General features: G+C 63.2%; 15 protein-coding genes. 8 read left to right on the top strand and 7 right to left on the bottom strand.

Annotated features, from left to right (window positions below):
- The first annotated feature begins 112 nt into the window (after window positions 1–112).
- Both mscL and LQ232_RS04450 read left to right on the top strand, forming a co-directional pair.
- On the top strand, window positions 113–532 hold the full coding sequence (mscL, locus tag LQ232_RS04455) for a large conductance mechanosensitive channel protein MscL (protein ID WP_230179162.1): 420 nt from the start codon (window positions 113–115) through the stop codon (window positions 530–532).
- Window positions 533–642: 110 nt separating this feature from the next.
- Window positions 643–3,126, top strand: a complete 2,484-nt coding sequence (locus LQ232_RS04450; RefSeq protein ID WP_230179161.1) for a DUF1631 family protein — start codon at window positions 643–645, stop codon at window positions 3,124–3,126.
- Here the strand turns inward: LQ232_RS04450 and pdxA are convergent.
- A complete protein-coding gene (gene pdxA / locus LQ232_RS04445) occupies window positions 3,123–4,187 on the bottom strand; it encodes a 4-hydroxythreonine-4-phosphate dehydrogenase PdxA (RefSeq protein WP_230179160.1) in 1,065 nt (354 codons plus the stop codon). The genes LQ232_RS04450 and pdxA overlap by 4 nt on opposite strands.
- 52 nt (window positions 4,188–4,239) lie before the next feature.
- Between pdxA and hisI the strand changes: the two genes are divergently transcribed.
- The 5 genes from hisI to tatC all read left to right on the top strand — a co-directional run bounded on the left by hisI (window position 4,240) and on the right by tatC (window position 6,698).
- Window positions 4,240–4,629, top strand: coding sequence for a phosphoribosyl-AMP cyclohydrolase (hisI, locus tag LQ232_RS04440; RefSeq protein ID WP_230179159.1), 390 nt, complete (start codon window positions 4,240–4,242; stop codon window positions 4,627–4,629).
- Between the two features lie 22 nt (window positions 4,630–4,651).
- The gene (locus LQ232_RS04435) at window positions 4,652–5,044 is read left to right on the top strand and encodes a phosphoribosyl-ATP diphosphatase (RefSeq protein WP_230179158.1); all 393 of its coding nucleotides are present in this window, start codon (window positions 4,652–4,654) and stop codon (window positions 5,042–5,044) included.
- Between the two features lie 71 nt (window positions 5,045–5,115).
- The gene (gene tatA / locus LQ232_RS04430; RefSeq protein WP_230179157.1) at window positions 5,116–5,361 is read left to right on the top strand and encodes a Sec-independent protein translocase subunit TatA; all 246 of its coding nucleotides are present in this window, start codon (window positions 5,116–5,118) and stop codon (window positions 5,359–5,361) included.
- Window positions 5,362–5,390: 29 nt separating this feature from the next.
- Window positions 5,391–5,888, top strand: coding sequence for a twin-arginine translocase TatA/TatE family subunit (locus tag LQ232_RS04425; RefSeq protein WP_230179156.1), 498 nt, complete (start codon window positions 5,391–5,393; stop codon window positions 5,886–5,888).
- A gap of 12 nt (window positions 5,889–5,900) precedes the next feature.
- Window positions 5,901–6,698 (top strand): twin-arginine translocase subunit TatC, encoded by a 798-nt coding sequence (tatC, locus tag LQ232_RS04420; protein WP_230179155.1) that lies wholly within the window; start codon window positions 5,901–5,903, stop codon window positions 6,696–6,698.
- On the opposite strand, the gene LQ232_RS04415 is transcribed toward tatC, so the two are convergent.
- Window positions 6,686–7,882 carry a S1C family serine protease gene (locus LQ232_RS04415; protein ID WP_230179154.1) on the bottom strand — a complete coding sequence of 399 codons (1,197 nt, stop codon included), beginning with the start codon at window positions 7,880–7,882 and terminating at the stop codon, window positions 6,686–6,688. The two genes, tatC and LQ232_RS04415, sit on opposite strands and share 13 nt — an antisense overlap.
- Window positions 7,883–7,911: 29 nt before the next feature.
- Between LQ232_RS04415 and LQ232_RS04410 the strand changes: the two genes are divergently transcribed.
- Window positions 7,912–8,661: a Nif3-like dinuclear metal center hexameric protein gene (locus LQ232_RS04410; protein WP_230179153.1), complete on the top strand. Its 750-nt coding sequence runs from the start codon at window positions 7,912–7,914 to the stop codon at window positions 8,659–8,661.
- 16 nt (window positions 8,662–8,677) lie between these two features.
- On the opposite strand, the gene LQ232_RS04405 is transcribed toward LQ232_RS04410, so the two are convergent.
- The 5 genes from LQ232_RS04405 to hisB all read right to left on the bottom strand — a co-directional run bounded on the left by LQ232_RS04405 (window position 8,678) and on the right by hisB (window position 12,313).
- Window positions 8,678–9,262: a hypothetical protein gene (locus LQ232_RS04405; protein WP_230179152.1), complete on the bottom strand. Its 585-nt coding sequence runs from the start codon at window positions 9,260–9,262 to the stop codon at window positions 8,678–8,680.
- 145 nt (window positions 9,263–9,407) lie between these two features.
- A complete protein-coding gene (hisF, locus tag LQ232_RS04400; protein ID WP_230179151.1) occupies window positions 9,408–10,187 on the bottom strand; it encodes an imidazole glycerol phosphate synthase subunit HisF in 780 nt (259 codons plus the stop codon).
- A 13-nt stretch (window positions 10,188–10,200) separates the two neighbouring features.
- Entirely contained in the window at window positions 10,201–10,947 is a 747-nt protein-coding gene (hisA, locus tag LQ232_RS04395; protein ID WP_230179150.1) for a 1-(5-phosphoribosyl)-5-[(5-phosphoribosylamino)methylideneamino]imidazole-4-carboxamide isomerase, read from the bottom strand.
- A 29-nt stretch (window positions 10,948–10,976) separates the two neighbouring features.
- A complete protein-coding gene (hisH, locus tag LQ232_RS04390) occupies window positions 10,977–11,663 on the bottom strand; it encodes an imidazole glycerol phosphate synthase subunit HisH (RefSeq protein WP_230179149.1) in 687 nt (228 codons plus the stop codon).
- A gap of 11 nt (window positions 11,664–11,674) precedes the next feature.
- The gene (hisB, locus tag LQ232_RS04385; protein ID WP_230179148.1) at window positions 11,675–12,313 is read right to left on the bottom strand and encodes an imidazoleglycerol-phosphate dehydratase HisB; all 639 of its coding nucleotides are present in this window, start codon (window positions 12,311–12,313) and stop codon (window positions 11,675–11,677) included.
- Window positions 12,314–12,322 lie beyond the last annotated feature (9 nt).

Genomic DNA, 12,322 nt, shown 5'->3' with positions numbered 1-12,322 from the left:
TCAACCTCGCATTCTAGCGGACGCCGCAGCGCCGTCGTTGACATGGCGCGGTTTCCGTCAATACTCCTAGACTGTTCAGCAACACATCCCGTCAGGGGGAAGGAGCAAGTCAATGGGTTTCGTCAGTGAATTCAAGGAGTTCGCCGTCAAGGGCAATGTGGTAGATCTGGCCGTGGGCGTGATCATCGGTGGCGCCTTTGGCAAGATTGTTGATTCGGTCGTCAATGACTTGATCATGCCCCTGATCGGCAAGGTGGTGGGCGGCCTGGATTTCTCCAATTACTACATCGCTCTGGCCGGTCAGGCGCCCGGATTGCCCTTGGCCGAGGCCAAAAAAGCCGGCGCCGTGTTCGCCTACGGCAATTTCCTGACGGTGGCGCTGAACTTCATGATCCTGGCTTTCATCATTTTCTTGATGATCAAGCAGATCAACCGCCTCAAGAAAGAATCCGCCCCTGTGCCCGCGGCGCCTGCCCCCACACCTGAAGACATCGTGCTGCTTCGAGAGATTCGTGACAGTTTGAAACAATGACGAAAGAAGGGGCCGGAGCGGTCGATATCCAGAGATCAAAAGAAGTCCCTATCTGGGACAGTGGTGGCGCAGCAATGCATGACCTTGATTGAACCGACTGGAATCGCCCCGTGACCGACCCCCGTCTTGAACCCGTTTTGCAGGCATCGCTCAGCCGCATCCAGGTGGCGATGGCGGAGGCCGTGGACAAAGCCGGCAGTCAGATAGGGCTGCTGGCGAGCACTTCCACCAGCAATGCACACCGGCAGTTGATGATGACTGCCGAGTTCGACCTCCAGCGCAAGACGTCGGCGCTCAACCAGGCTTTCATGGTGGAGTTGCGCAAGCGCGTGAACAAGGATTCCCGGCGCAAAACCCCGGCCGGCACGGTGTACTCAGAAACCGACTGGGATGCCCTCAGCCTGGTTGACAACGCGGAAGTGGAACGCAATGTCGTGGCCGAGCGACTCGCCCAGAGCCTGAGCCAAGAGTGCGAAAGCGAGTTCAAGGCGGTCCACGATCACCTGAGCCCTCTGCTGGACGATGCCCTGGCCGAACACAATCCGCTTCGCCCGCAAACCGTGAGCGGAGCCTTGCTGGAAGCCCTGACCGAGGTCAGCACGGACCCGGAAGTGAGCACCTTGCTCGCCCAACAAATTGGCCGGCACTTGGCCACCGGGCTGAAGAACAGTTACGAGATGACCGTGACGGAGCTGCGCTCGCAGGGCGTGCGTCCGGTGGACGCCGTCAGCGCCAGCAAATTCCGAGCATCAAGCCAAGGCGGCCGAACGACCAGCCCTGGCAGCCTGCCCAGCCCCCTGCCCACCCAACCAGGCCCGTTCAACGACACGGCGGCTGGCCACAGCGGCAACACTCCCCTGCAGGCGCACCAGCGCGCCGCCAAGGCCCTGAGCGAGATGTTTGGCGTGTCGATGCCCGCCTCGGCATTCAGCGCGGCCTTCTCAGGTACCCAGCCGGGAATGGGTGGCATGGGCGGCAACGTCCAGCCCGGAGCGCAAAACGCCGCGGGCGAGTTCAACTCCCTGATCCGCCGACTCAACAGCGTGCCCTACCTGCAAGGCTGGGGCGGCGTGGACAGCGGTGCTGTGGCCTCGGCGGCCGACTTCGCGGGCACCTTCCCTGGCGTACCAATCGATGGGGCGGTTCAAGGCGGCTTTGCCGGCCCGATGATGGCCGTGAACATGATCCGCGCCCACCGCGAGGAACTGGTTCGCGCCAGCGGCGGCGCGGCGCTGGACCAGATGGTCATCGACATCGTGGCCGCCTTGTTCGACCAAGTGCTGTCAGACCCCAAGGTCTCTCCACAGATGGCCCGCCAGATTGCCCGCCTGCAATTGCCCGTGCTGCGCGTGGCATTGCAGGACATGGGTTTTTTCAGCTCCCGAAAGCACCCGGTTCGGCGTTTCGTGAACCGCATCGCCAGCCTGTCCGCCACCTTTGACGATCACGAGCAAGGCGTGGGGCAGGCCTACCTGGCCCGCATCACGGCCCTGGTGGACGATGTGGTCGAGGGCGACTTCGACCGCATGGAGTTGTACGAGGCCAAGCTGACGGAGCTGGAAGCCTTCATCGACGAGCAGAACCGCCAGGAAGGTGCGGAGAATGCCGCCGTGGCAGCGCTGCTCAGTGGCAAGGAAGCCGACCTGCGCGTGCAGCAACGCTACATGCAGGTGCTCAAGAAAGAACTGGCCTCGGTGGAGATGCCGGAGTTTGTCCGCGACTTCCTGACCCAGATCTGGAGCCAGGTGCAGGTCATGGCCAGCGCCCGGGATGGCGCCCAATCGGCCATGGCACAGCGGGTCAAGAAGGCGGGGCACGACCTGGCCCTGAGCGTGCAGCCCAAGGGCAGTCCGCAGTTGCGCAAAGAGTTTCTGATGAAGCTGCCGCAACTGATGAAAGACCTGAATGAAGGCCTGGCGATGATCCAGTGGTCTGAAGAGGCCAAGCAGGATTTTTTCTCCAAATTGCTGCCCTCGCACGCCGAATCTCTCAAGGCGCAACCCCAGCACGACCTCACGGTGCGCATGCTTGAAGCGCAACTGACGAAGGTCGAAAAAATCAACATCCCCAGCCGGGAAGAGGCCGCCAACGACCCGCTGCCCGCCTCGCTGGACAACATAGCAGAGCCTCCCACCCTGACCGTGGTCACGGCGCTGAGCGCCGATGAGATCAAGCAGGCCGGCTTCATGCCCGAGGCGGCGCTGGCCAACGAGCCGCTGGACATCGACCTGGACAGCGCCGGCCCCAGCGATCCCAGCCTGCTGGACATCGACATCAACCTGGACGCCCCGCCCGTGCCTTCGGCCGGCGCGCAGTTGGTGCACCACATCAACAAGGGCACGGCCTACCAGATGCTGATGCAGGGCGAATGGAAGCGCGTGCGCCTGACCTGGATCAGCGAAGGCCGCAGCTTTTTCATCTTCACCCAAGGCCACCAGCACAAACAGACCATTTCGCTGACCTCGCGAACCCTGGCCAAGATGTGCGATTCGGGTCGGTTCAAGGCGTTCGAGCAGTCCGAATTGATCGAGCGCGCCACGATGCGTGCGCGCCGCCAGCTGGCCGCCCTGGCCAGTAACAAATCGGCCGCTTAAGCGCCACCCCGGCCACTCACCAGTTGGCGCGCCATGCGCCAAGCCTGCAGCAAGCTGGAAGGATCGGCACGCCCTGTGCCCGCCAAATCAAACGCCGTGCCATGGTCGGGGCTGGTTCTCACGAAGGGCAAGCCCAAGGTGACGTTCACGCCATGGTCCAAACCCATGTACTTCACCGGGATCAGGCCCTGATCGTGGTACATCGCGATCACCACATCGAACTCGCCTGGGTGATCCGCCGCGTGCCTGGCGCGCATGAATACCGTGTCAGGCGCCAGCGGGCCGCTCACATCGATGTCCAAGGCCCTGGCCGCCGCGATGGCCGGGCCGATGATGCGGATTTCCTCGTCACCAAACAAGCCGCCTTCGCCTGCGTGCGGGTTCAGACCGGCCACGGCGATGCGGGGTTGATCGACGCCCCACAATTTGGCGCTATCGTGGGTGATTCGGATGGTCTCCAGCACTGACTCGAAGGTGACTGCCTCGATGGCTTGGCGCAAGGCCATGTGGATGGTGACCAGCACCGTCTTGAGCTGCTCATTGGCCAACATCATGCGCACCGGCGCGGGTGGCTGTCCTTGGGGGGCGCCTTCTGCTTGCAAGAGTTCGGTGTGGCCGGGATAGGGCTCGCCCGCCAGCGCCAAGGCTTCCTTGTGCAGTGGCGCCGTGACGATGCCTGCGATCAACCCCGTTTGCGCCAAACGCACGGCGGCGCGGATGCAAGCGGCGGCGGCCTGGCCGGCGCGCACATCCACCTGACCCACGGGCGCCTCCATCAGGTCTGCAGGCAAACCGGGGGGGGCCCAGACAGGCACCGCACCGGGCGGTACATTGGCCCAGTTTTTTGGATCATGAATTTCCGCCACCAACGGCGCGGTTCGGCTTTGCGCGCAGGCCACCCATTCGGCCGCCCGGCGCATCACCTGTGGAGAACCCAACACCAGCGCCTGCGGCATGGCCGCATCCAACCACAGGCGCGCGATGATTTCGGGGCCGATGCCGCAGGCGTCGCCCATGGTCAGGGCGAGAACGGGGGTGGATTGGGTGGGGCGAGCAGACATGACGCCATTGTCCCAGCATCGCCCTGGCATTGCGATTGCTACACTAGCAGCCATGAATTGGTTGGATGACATTCGCTGGGATGACCAGGGCCTGGTGCCCGTGATCGCGCAAGAGGCCAGCACCGGTGACGTGCTGATGTTTGCATGGATGAACCGTGAGGCTTTGGCACGCACCGCTGAAATCGGCGAAGCGGTGTACTGGAGCCGCTCGCGCAGCCGTTTGTGGCACAAGGGCGAGGAATCCGGGCACACACAAAAAGTGCAGTCCATTCGCCTGGACTGTGACAACGACGTGGTGCTGTTGAGCGTTGAGCAATTGGGGCACACGCCCGGCATTGCCTGCCACACCGGCCGCCACAGTTGCTTTTTCCAGAAATACGAACAAGGCCAATGGGTGAGCGTGGAGCCCGTCCTCAAAGACCCCGAGCACATCTACAAGTGACCGCCCTCTTCCCTGATGCCCCATGAGTGAATCTTTGGCCACCACCACCGACGTCCTGCTGCGCCTGGCCGCCGTCATCGAATCCCGCAAAGGCGGCGATCCGGACAAGAGCTATGTGGCTCGCCTGTTCCACAAAGGCACCGACGCCATCCTGAAAAAAGTGGGCGAAGAGGCCACTGAAACCGTGATGGCGGCCAAGGACGCGGCCTCTCAGCCCAGCCCCGAACACAGCAAGGCCTTGGTGGGCGAATTCGCCGATTTGTGGTTTCATGCCATGGTGGCCATGGCGCATTTCGGGCTCAGCCCAGCCGACGTCGTGGCCGAACTCGCCCGCCGCGAGGGCTTGTCCGGTCTGGAAGAATTTGCTTCGCGCAGGGCACCGATGCAGCCATCCGGCGAAAGCGGCAACATGTAGTCATCAATCACGGGCAAGATCGCCTGGATTGTTTTTTGTTTTTGGTCGAAAGACCGGTTTAGGAGAGCGACATGGGTTCATTCAGCATTTGGCACTGGTTGATCGTGCTGGTGATCGTGATGATGGTTTTTGGCACCAAGAAGCTCAAGAACATTGGCGGTGACCTGGGTTCCGCCGTGAAAGGCTTCAAGGACGGCATGAAGGACGGCGGCACGACAGACTCCGCCGCCCCCGGATCACCTGCTTCGCAGCAAGTGACCAACCACGCCAAGACCGACTCGAACACCGTCGACGTCGAAGCCAAGACCAAGTCGTGATGCCCGCGTCCACTGGGGACCGTTGAGCCATGATCGACTTTGGAATCGACAAACTTGCCTTGATTGGCGCCGTGGCCCTGATCGTGATCGGGCCCGAAAAGTTGCCGCGCGTGGCCCGCACGGTGGGCCTGCTCGTGGGCAAGGCCCAGCGTTACGTGTCACAGGTGCAGTCCGAGGTCAACCGCTCCATCGAACTTGAAGAACTCAAGAAGGTGAAAAGCGGTTTTGAAGAGGCGGCCCGCAATGTGGAGCAGTCGGTCGCGGATGGCATCAGCCACACCGAAGGCGAGATCAACTCAGCCCTGGGCAGCGGCCAGTCGGACAGCTTCTACAACGACCTGCACCAGACGTCCTACAACAGCTTCGCGCCCAAGCCAGTCCGCAAGAACTGGCGACTCAAGCGCGCGGCCATGCCGACTTGGTACAAGCAGCAAAATGGCGTTCGCCGCCATGTGCAGTCGGGCGCCGCCCGGGTGGCGCGGTTCCGCCCACCTGCCGCCGCAACAAGCTCCCGCCACCAACCTTGATGTGACCCCTTTGTGAGCGACAACGATCCCAAGCCCGGACTGGAGGGCGCCGAGCAGCCCTTCGTTGCCCACCTGATTGAACTGCGCGACCGATTGATCCGGGCCGCGTTGGCCATTGGCCTGGCTTTTGCCATCCTGGCAATCTACCCCGGCCCGGCCAATCTGTACGACCTGTTGGCCGCCCCGCTGGTGGCCCACCTGCCCAAGGGCGCCACCTTGATCGCCACCAGCGTGATCTCGCCGTTCATGGTGCCCATCAAGATCACCATGATGGCGGCCTTCCTGCTGGCCCTGCCCGTGGTGCTGTACCAGATCTGGTCTTTCGTGGCGCCGGGCTTGTACACCCACGAGAAAAAGCTGGTGATGCCGCTGATCGTCTCCAGCACCCTGCTGTTCTTCCTGGGCGTGGCGTTTTGCTATTTCTTCGTCTTTGGGCAGGTGTTTGCCTTCATCCAGAGCTTCGCGCCCAAGAGCATCACCGCCGCGCCTGACATCGAGGCCTACCTGAGCTTCGTGCTCAACATGTTCCTGGCCTTTGGCGCGGCCTTCGAGGTGCCCGTGGTGCTGGTCATCCTGGCGCACATGGGCATCGTGTCTGTCGACAAGCTCAAGGATTTCCGCCGCTACTTCATCGTGATCGCCTTCGTGATCGCGGCGGTGGTCACACCACCGGATGTGGTGTCCCAATTGGCCCTGGCGATCCCGATGTGCATCCTGTACGAGATCGGTATTTGGGCCGCGCAGATGTCGGGCAAGCCCAAAGAGGCATCGGCCGCTGACGCGGCCTCCACCACGGATCACTCTTCCTGAGGGACTTCCTGGCGGGCGATTTCGTTGCGCGGCGCCTTGGGGCGCTGTGCAGCGACCACATCCAGCGCCAGCACCTTGCCAGCACGCTGCACCATGATCTTCGCAGGCTGACCAGGCTTGAGGCTCGCGACCGCGTTGAGCAACTGCGATGTGTTGGCCACCGGGGTTTGCGCGATCTGAACGACCACATCACCTGGGTGCACGCCTCCCTGCGCAGCAGGACCGTTTTGCAGCACGCCGGTGATCAGCACGCCGTCCTTGAGCGGCAGGTTGAATGTCTCGGCAATTTCGGCGGTCAAGTCACGCGGCTCGACGCCGATCCAGCCCCGGGTGACCTGGCCATCGCGGATCAGGCTTTCAAGGACGTGCTGGGCGGTGGACACGGGAATAGCAAAACCAATGCCCAGGCTGCCGCCCGAGCGCGAATAGATGGCGCTGTTGATGCCCATCAGGGTGCCGTTGGCGTCGACCAAGGCGCCGCCCGAATTGCCCGGGTTGATGGCTGCATCGGTTTGGATGAAATTCTCAAACGTGTTGATGCCCAACTGGTTGCGGCCCAAGGCACTGACAATGCCCGCCGTGACGGTTTGCCCCACCCCAAACGGGTTGCCGATGGCCAGCACGGCATCGCCCACCTGCAGGTTGTCGGAATTGCCAAAGGTGATGGCGGGCAGGCGGTCAAGCTCGATCTTGAGCACGGCCAGATCGGTCTCAGGATCGCTGCCGATGACCTTGGCCCGCGCCTTGCGCCCGTCAGTGAGCATGACTTCAATGTCGTCCATGCGCTCGACCACGTGGTTGTTGGTCAACACATAGCCGTTGGACGAGACGATCACGCCCGAACCGATGCCCGATTGGGGCTGGCTGCCTTGCTCGCCAAAGAAGTACCTGAACCAGGGGTCGTTCTGCCGCGAGCCCCGCCGTGAAGCGGCTTTGCTGGAGGTGAGCACGCTGACCACGGCCGGGGCAGCCCGCTTGGCCGCGTCGCTGAAGCTGAGCATGGGTGTCCCCGACAAGCCCCCAGCAGGCCTGGTGGCCGCCACGGGCGCCGTGATGACCGTCGCCGGTTGGTTGGTGCGCCAAGGCATAGACTGCACCCACTGCGGCTTGAGCGTGGTCACGACGAACAAAACCGCCACGAGCACCGTGACGGCTTGCGAGAAAATCATCCAAAGTTTGCGCATTGAACCCACAGACTCCAAAAAGGCCCGCCGTGATTGACCGAGACACTTTGCACCACCACCTCAACACCGTGCTGGAGGCGGCCCGCTTCAAGGATTATGGGCCGAATGGTTTGCAAGTTGAGGGCCGAGGCCAAGTCGGCAAGGTTGTCACGGGGGTCACGGCCAGCAAGGCACTCATTGAAGCGGCCATTGAGGCCCAAGCCGATGCCATCCTGGTTCACCATGGCCTGTTCTGGCGCGGCCACGACGGCCGTGTCACCGGGTGGATGAAGCAGAGACTGGCCTTGTTGCTTGAGCACAACATCAGTTTGCTGGCCTACCACCTGCCTTTGGACGCCCACCCCACGCTGGGCAACAACGCCCAATGGGGTGAGCGCCTGGGCCTGGTGGCCGACGGGCGTTTTGGGGACCAGAACCTGGGCTTCATCGGCCCGGCGCCTCAAAATTTGACACTGGACAGCCTGATCGCTCAGGTGACCTCAGCGCTGGACAAGACACCCACAGTGGTGGCTGGTGATGGCAGACCGCTGAGGCGCGTGGCCTGGTGCAGTGGCGGCGCGCAAAGCTTTTTCGAGGACGCCATCGCGACAGGGGCCGATGTCTTTCTGACAGGCGAGATCTCTGAGCCACAAGCGCATTACGCCCGTGAAACGGGCGTGGCCTTCCTGGCCTGCGGACACCATGCCAGTGAGCGCTACGGGGTGCAGGCCCTGGGCGCCGCCGTGGCGCAAGAGTTTGGCCTGACCCACCAGTTCATCGACATCGACAACCCGGCCTGAGCGGCCGGCACCGTCATCAACGCACCAGCGCGGCCTCCAGTTCGGCAAAGCTGCGCGAATGCAGATCGCTGCCGATGGACGTGCCCAAAGCCTGCTCCAGCCGCGTGGCGGAGAACAAACCGCGCAGGGTGGTCTGCCCGTCCTTGAGCTGGGTGACCAGCAGGTAGCGCAGGCCGTGCTCGTGCATGGTGGCCACGATGTCGCCCAGGCGAGCCGTGCGCACCTGAGACAGGTCCAGCACCTCCCAGTGGTTGATGGGGATCATCATGTCGGCGACAGTCAGCTCTTTGTGTGCCACATGGTGGTTGGACGCGCGCAGCACCGGACGCTCGCCTTGCAACAGGTCGGCGGTGACCACCCCGGCCAGGAGGCCATCGGCGCCCGACACGAACACCATGCGCACGCCCGCGCGCATCATCACGTGCAAGGTGCTTTCAAGGCTGTCGCGGTGGCTGGCGACCACACAGGCGCTGTGGGTCAGGTCGGTGAGCAGGGCGAGCGCGGGGTCTTCGGGGTGCGCTTGCCGGTGCGTTTGCGGCAAACCGGGCGCCGTGTTCAAGGAAGACAGTTCAAGGGGCTTGAATCTGGGGGCTAAAGCCATGTTCGTTCCTGGAAGTGACGATGGGATCAGCGTACGCCTTTTGCCCCTCGGGGCTGAGCGCTGATTTCATGGCCATTCGTGGAATGTTGCCTCCCTCTGGCCAGGATCAGGCCAGGAGGTTCATAATCATTGCCCCGTCAATGAATCACAGGCGAACGGGGATGCCGCGCTGGTGCATGAGCGCCTTGGCCTGGCCTACGGTGTATTCACCATAGTGAAAGATGCTGGCGGCCAGCACCGCGTCGGCACCACCTTGCTGCACGCCATCGGCCAGGTGATCCAGGTTGCCCACGCCGCCCGAGGCGATGACCGGCACACCAACTGCGTCGCTCACCGCGCGGGTCAATTCCAGGTCGAAGCCGGATTTGGTGCCATCGCGGTCCATGCTGGTCAGCAGGATTTCGCCAGCGCCGAACTCGGCCATTTGCGTGGCCCAGGCCACCGCGTCCAAGCCCAAGTTCTTGCGACCACCGTGGCTGTAAACGTCCCAGCCCGGTCCGCGTGCGGTCAGGTCATCGCCCGCGCGCCGTTTGGCGTCGATGGCCACCACGATGCACTGCGAACCATAGCGGTCTGAAGCCGCACGGATGATCGGCGGGTTGGCCAGGGCCGCGGAATTGAAGCTGACCTTGTCGGCACCGGCGTTGAGCAGGCGACGGACGTCTTCGACCGTGCGCACGCCACCACCCACCGTCAGCGGAATGAAGACTTGCGAAGCCACGGCTTCGATGATGTGCAGGATCAGGTCGCGGCCGTCGCTGGTGGCGGTGATGTCCAGGAAGGTGAGCTCGTCGGCGCCCTGATCGTTGTAGCGCGCGGCGATTTCCACCGGGTCACCGGCATCGCGCAGCTCAACGAAGTTGACGCCCTTGACGACCCGGCCGCCCGTGACGTCCAGGCAGGGAATGATGCGTTTGGCCAGCACTGGTTGCCTTGTCTCAGCGAGCGCCGTTGAGCTCGTCGGCACGGGTCTGGCCGGCAGCGAAGTCAAGGTCACCGCTGTAGATGGCCCGGCCGCAGATCACGCCTTGCACCCCCTCGCCTTCAACCGCGCACAGGCGGTCGATGTCGGACAGGTTGGACAGGCCACCCGAGGCGATCACAGGGATGGTCAAGGCCTGGGCCAGCTTGACGGTGGCGTCGATGTTGATACCCGAGAGCATGCCGTCGCGGCCGATGTCGGTGTAGATGACGCCTTCGACGCCATAGTCCTGGAACTTCTGCGCCAGGTCGACGACCTCGTGGCCCGAGAGCTTGCTCCAGCCGTCGGTGGCAACCTTGCCGTCCTTGGCGTCCAGACCGACGATGATGTGACCACCAAACGCCGTGCACGCATCGCGCAAGAAGCCAGGGTTCTTGACCGCGGCCGTGCCGATGATGACGTAGCTGATGCCGTCATCGAGGTAGCGCTCGATGGTGTCGAGGTCGCGGATGCCGCCGCCCAATTGCACGGGGATCTCGTCGCCGACTTCCTTGATGATGGCCTTGATGGCCGCCTCATTGACGGGCTTGCCGGCAAAGGCACCATTCAAGTCCACCAGGTGCAAGCGCCGGGCGCCGGCCTCAAGCCAGCGCCGGGCCATTGCGGCCGGGTCCTCGCCAAAGGTGGTGGAATCGTTCATGTCGCCTTGTTTGAGGCGCACACATTTGCCGTCTTTCAGGTCAATCGCAGGGATCAGCAACATGGCTGTGACAGGTGGTGGTGAAAGAGATTTCAGGGATTCCAGCGCAGAAAATTGCGGTACAGGGCCAGGCCGTGCTGCGCGCTTTTTTCTGGATGGAACTGGGTCGCAAAAATGTTATCCCGGGCCACGGCGCTGGTAAAGCGGGCGCCATAGTCGGTTTCACCCGCAGTATGTTGCGGATTGTCCACTCGGGCGTAGTAGCTGTGGACGAAATAGTAATAGCTGCCGTCGGGGATGCCTTCCCAGACCGGGTGCGGCTGGCCACCCCGGACATCGGCGTGCGTGCTCTGGAAAACACGGTTCCAGCCCATCTGGGGCACTTTGTAGCGGCTGCCGTCGGGTTGGCGTTGCTGGTCCAGCCTGAAACGGATCACCTGGCCGGGAATGAAACCCAGGCCGGGGGTGTCTTGCTCTTCGCTGTGGTCCAGCAGCATCTGCATGCCCACGCACACGCCCATCAAGGGCTTGTTGTTGGCGGCGTGGCGCACGGCGCCCAGCAGATCGCCGCCATGGGCATCGCGCAACTCCTGCATGCAGTCACGCATGGCGCCCTGCCCTGGCAGGACCACACGCTCGGCGGCGTGCACCACTTCGGGGTCGTTGGTGACGACCACGGTCAGGTTCAGGCCCTGGGCGGCATGCTGCACCGCTTGGGACACCGAACGCAGATTGCCCATGCCGTAATCGATGACGGCCACAGTCGAGGTTGAACTCATGGCGTGTCAGGTCAGAGTGAACCTTTGGTAGACGGGATGACGCCGGCCATGCGGGGATCTCGTTCCAGCGCCATGCGCAGCGCCCGCGCGAAGGCCTTGAAGACCGTTTCGCACTGGTGGTGGGCGTTGACGCCTTTGAGGTTGTCGATGTGCAGCGTGACGCCGGCGTGGTTGACGAAGCCCTGGAAGAACTCGTAGGTCAGCTGGGTGTCAAAACCGCCGATGCTGCCGGCCGTGAAGGGGATGTGCATTTCCAGGCCGGGCCGACCGGAGAAATCGATCACGACGCGTGACAGGGCTTCATCGAGCGGCACGTAGGCGTGGCCGTAGCGGCGGATGCCCTTCTTGTCGCCCACGGCCTTGGCAAAGGCCTGGCCGATGGTGATGCCCACGTCTTCGACCGTGTGGTGGCCGTCGATGTGCAGGTCGCCCACGGCGTGCACGTCCAGGTCGATCAGGCCATGGCGTGCGATCTGGTCCAGCATGTGGTCGAAGAAGCCGATGCCGGTGTGCAGCTTGGCCGCCCCCGTGCCATCCAGGTTGATGCGTGCGGTGATCTGCGTTTCGGCCGTGTGCCGGGTGACTTCGGCCACGCGGGCCTCAAGCGAGGTGTCGGCGGATTGCGGCGCCGTCTTCTCAGGAGCGTTCATGTTGGGATG

Origin of the sequence: Aquabacterium sp. CECT 9606 (assembly GCF_918741295.1) — a bacterium.
In the GTDB taxonomy this organism is placed as follows: Bacteria; Pseudomonadota; Gammaproteobacteria; order Burkholderiales; family Burkholderiaceae_C; genus Aquabacterium.
The sequence above is the reverse complement of the archived record's forward strand: the minus strand, read 5'-3'. Positions and strand labels throughout refer to the sequence as shown.

Coding starts and splice junctions, on each gene's coding strand:
- mscL (WP_230179162.1), top strand. CDS start 113: ATGGGTTTCGTCAGTGAATTCAAGGAGTTCGCCGTCAAGGGCAATGTG.
- pdxA (WP_230179160.1), bottom strand. CDS start 4,187: ATGTCTGCTCGCCCCACCCAATCCACCCCCGTTCTCGCCCTGACCATG.
- hisI (WP_230179159.1), top strand. CDS start 4,240: ATGAATTGGTTGGATGACATTCGCTGGGATGACCAGGGCCTGGTGCCC.
- LQ232_RS04435 (WP_230179158.1), top strand. CDS start 4,652: ATGAGTGAATCTTTGGCCACCACCACCGACGTCCTGCTGCGCCTGGCC.
- tatA (WP_230179157.1), top strand. CDS start 5,116: ATGGGTTCATTCAGCATTTGGCACTGGTTGATCGTGCTGGTGATCGTG.
- LQ232_RS04425 (WP_230179156.1), top strand. CDS start 5,391: ATGATCGACTTTGGAATCGACAAACTTGCCTTGATTGGCGCCGTGGCC.
- LQ232_RS04415 (WP_230179154.1), bottom strand. CDS start 7,882: ATGCGCAAACTTTGGATGATTTTCTCGCAAGCCGTCACGGTGCTCGTG.
- LQ232_RS04405 (WP_230179152.1), bottom strand. CDS start 9,262: ATGGCTTTAGCCCCCAGATTCAAGCCCCTTGAACTGTCTTCCTTGAAC.
- hisA (WP_230179150.1), bottom strand. CDS start 10,947: ATGTTGCTGATCCCTGCGATTGACCTGAAAGACGGCAAATGTGTGCGC.
- hisH (WP_230179149.1), bottom strand. CDS start 11,663: ATGAGTTCAACCTCGACTGTGGCCGTCATCGATTACGGCATGGGCAAT.
- hisB (WP_230179148.1), bottom strand. CDS start 12,313: ATGAACGCTCCTGAGAAGACGGCGCCGCAATCCGCCGACACCTCGCTT.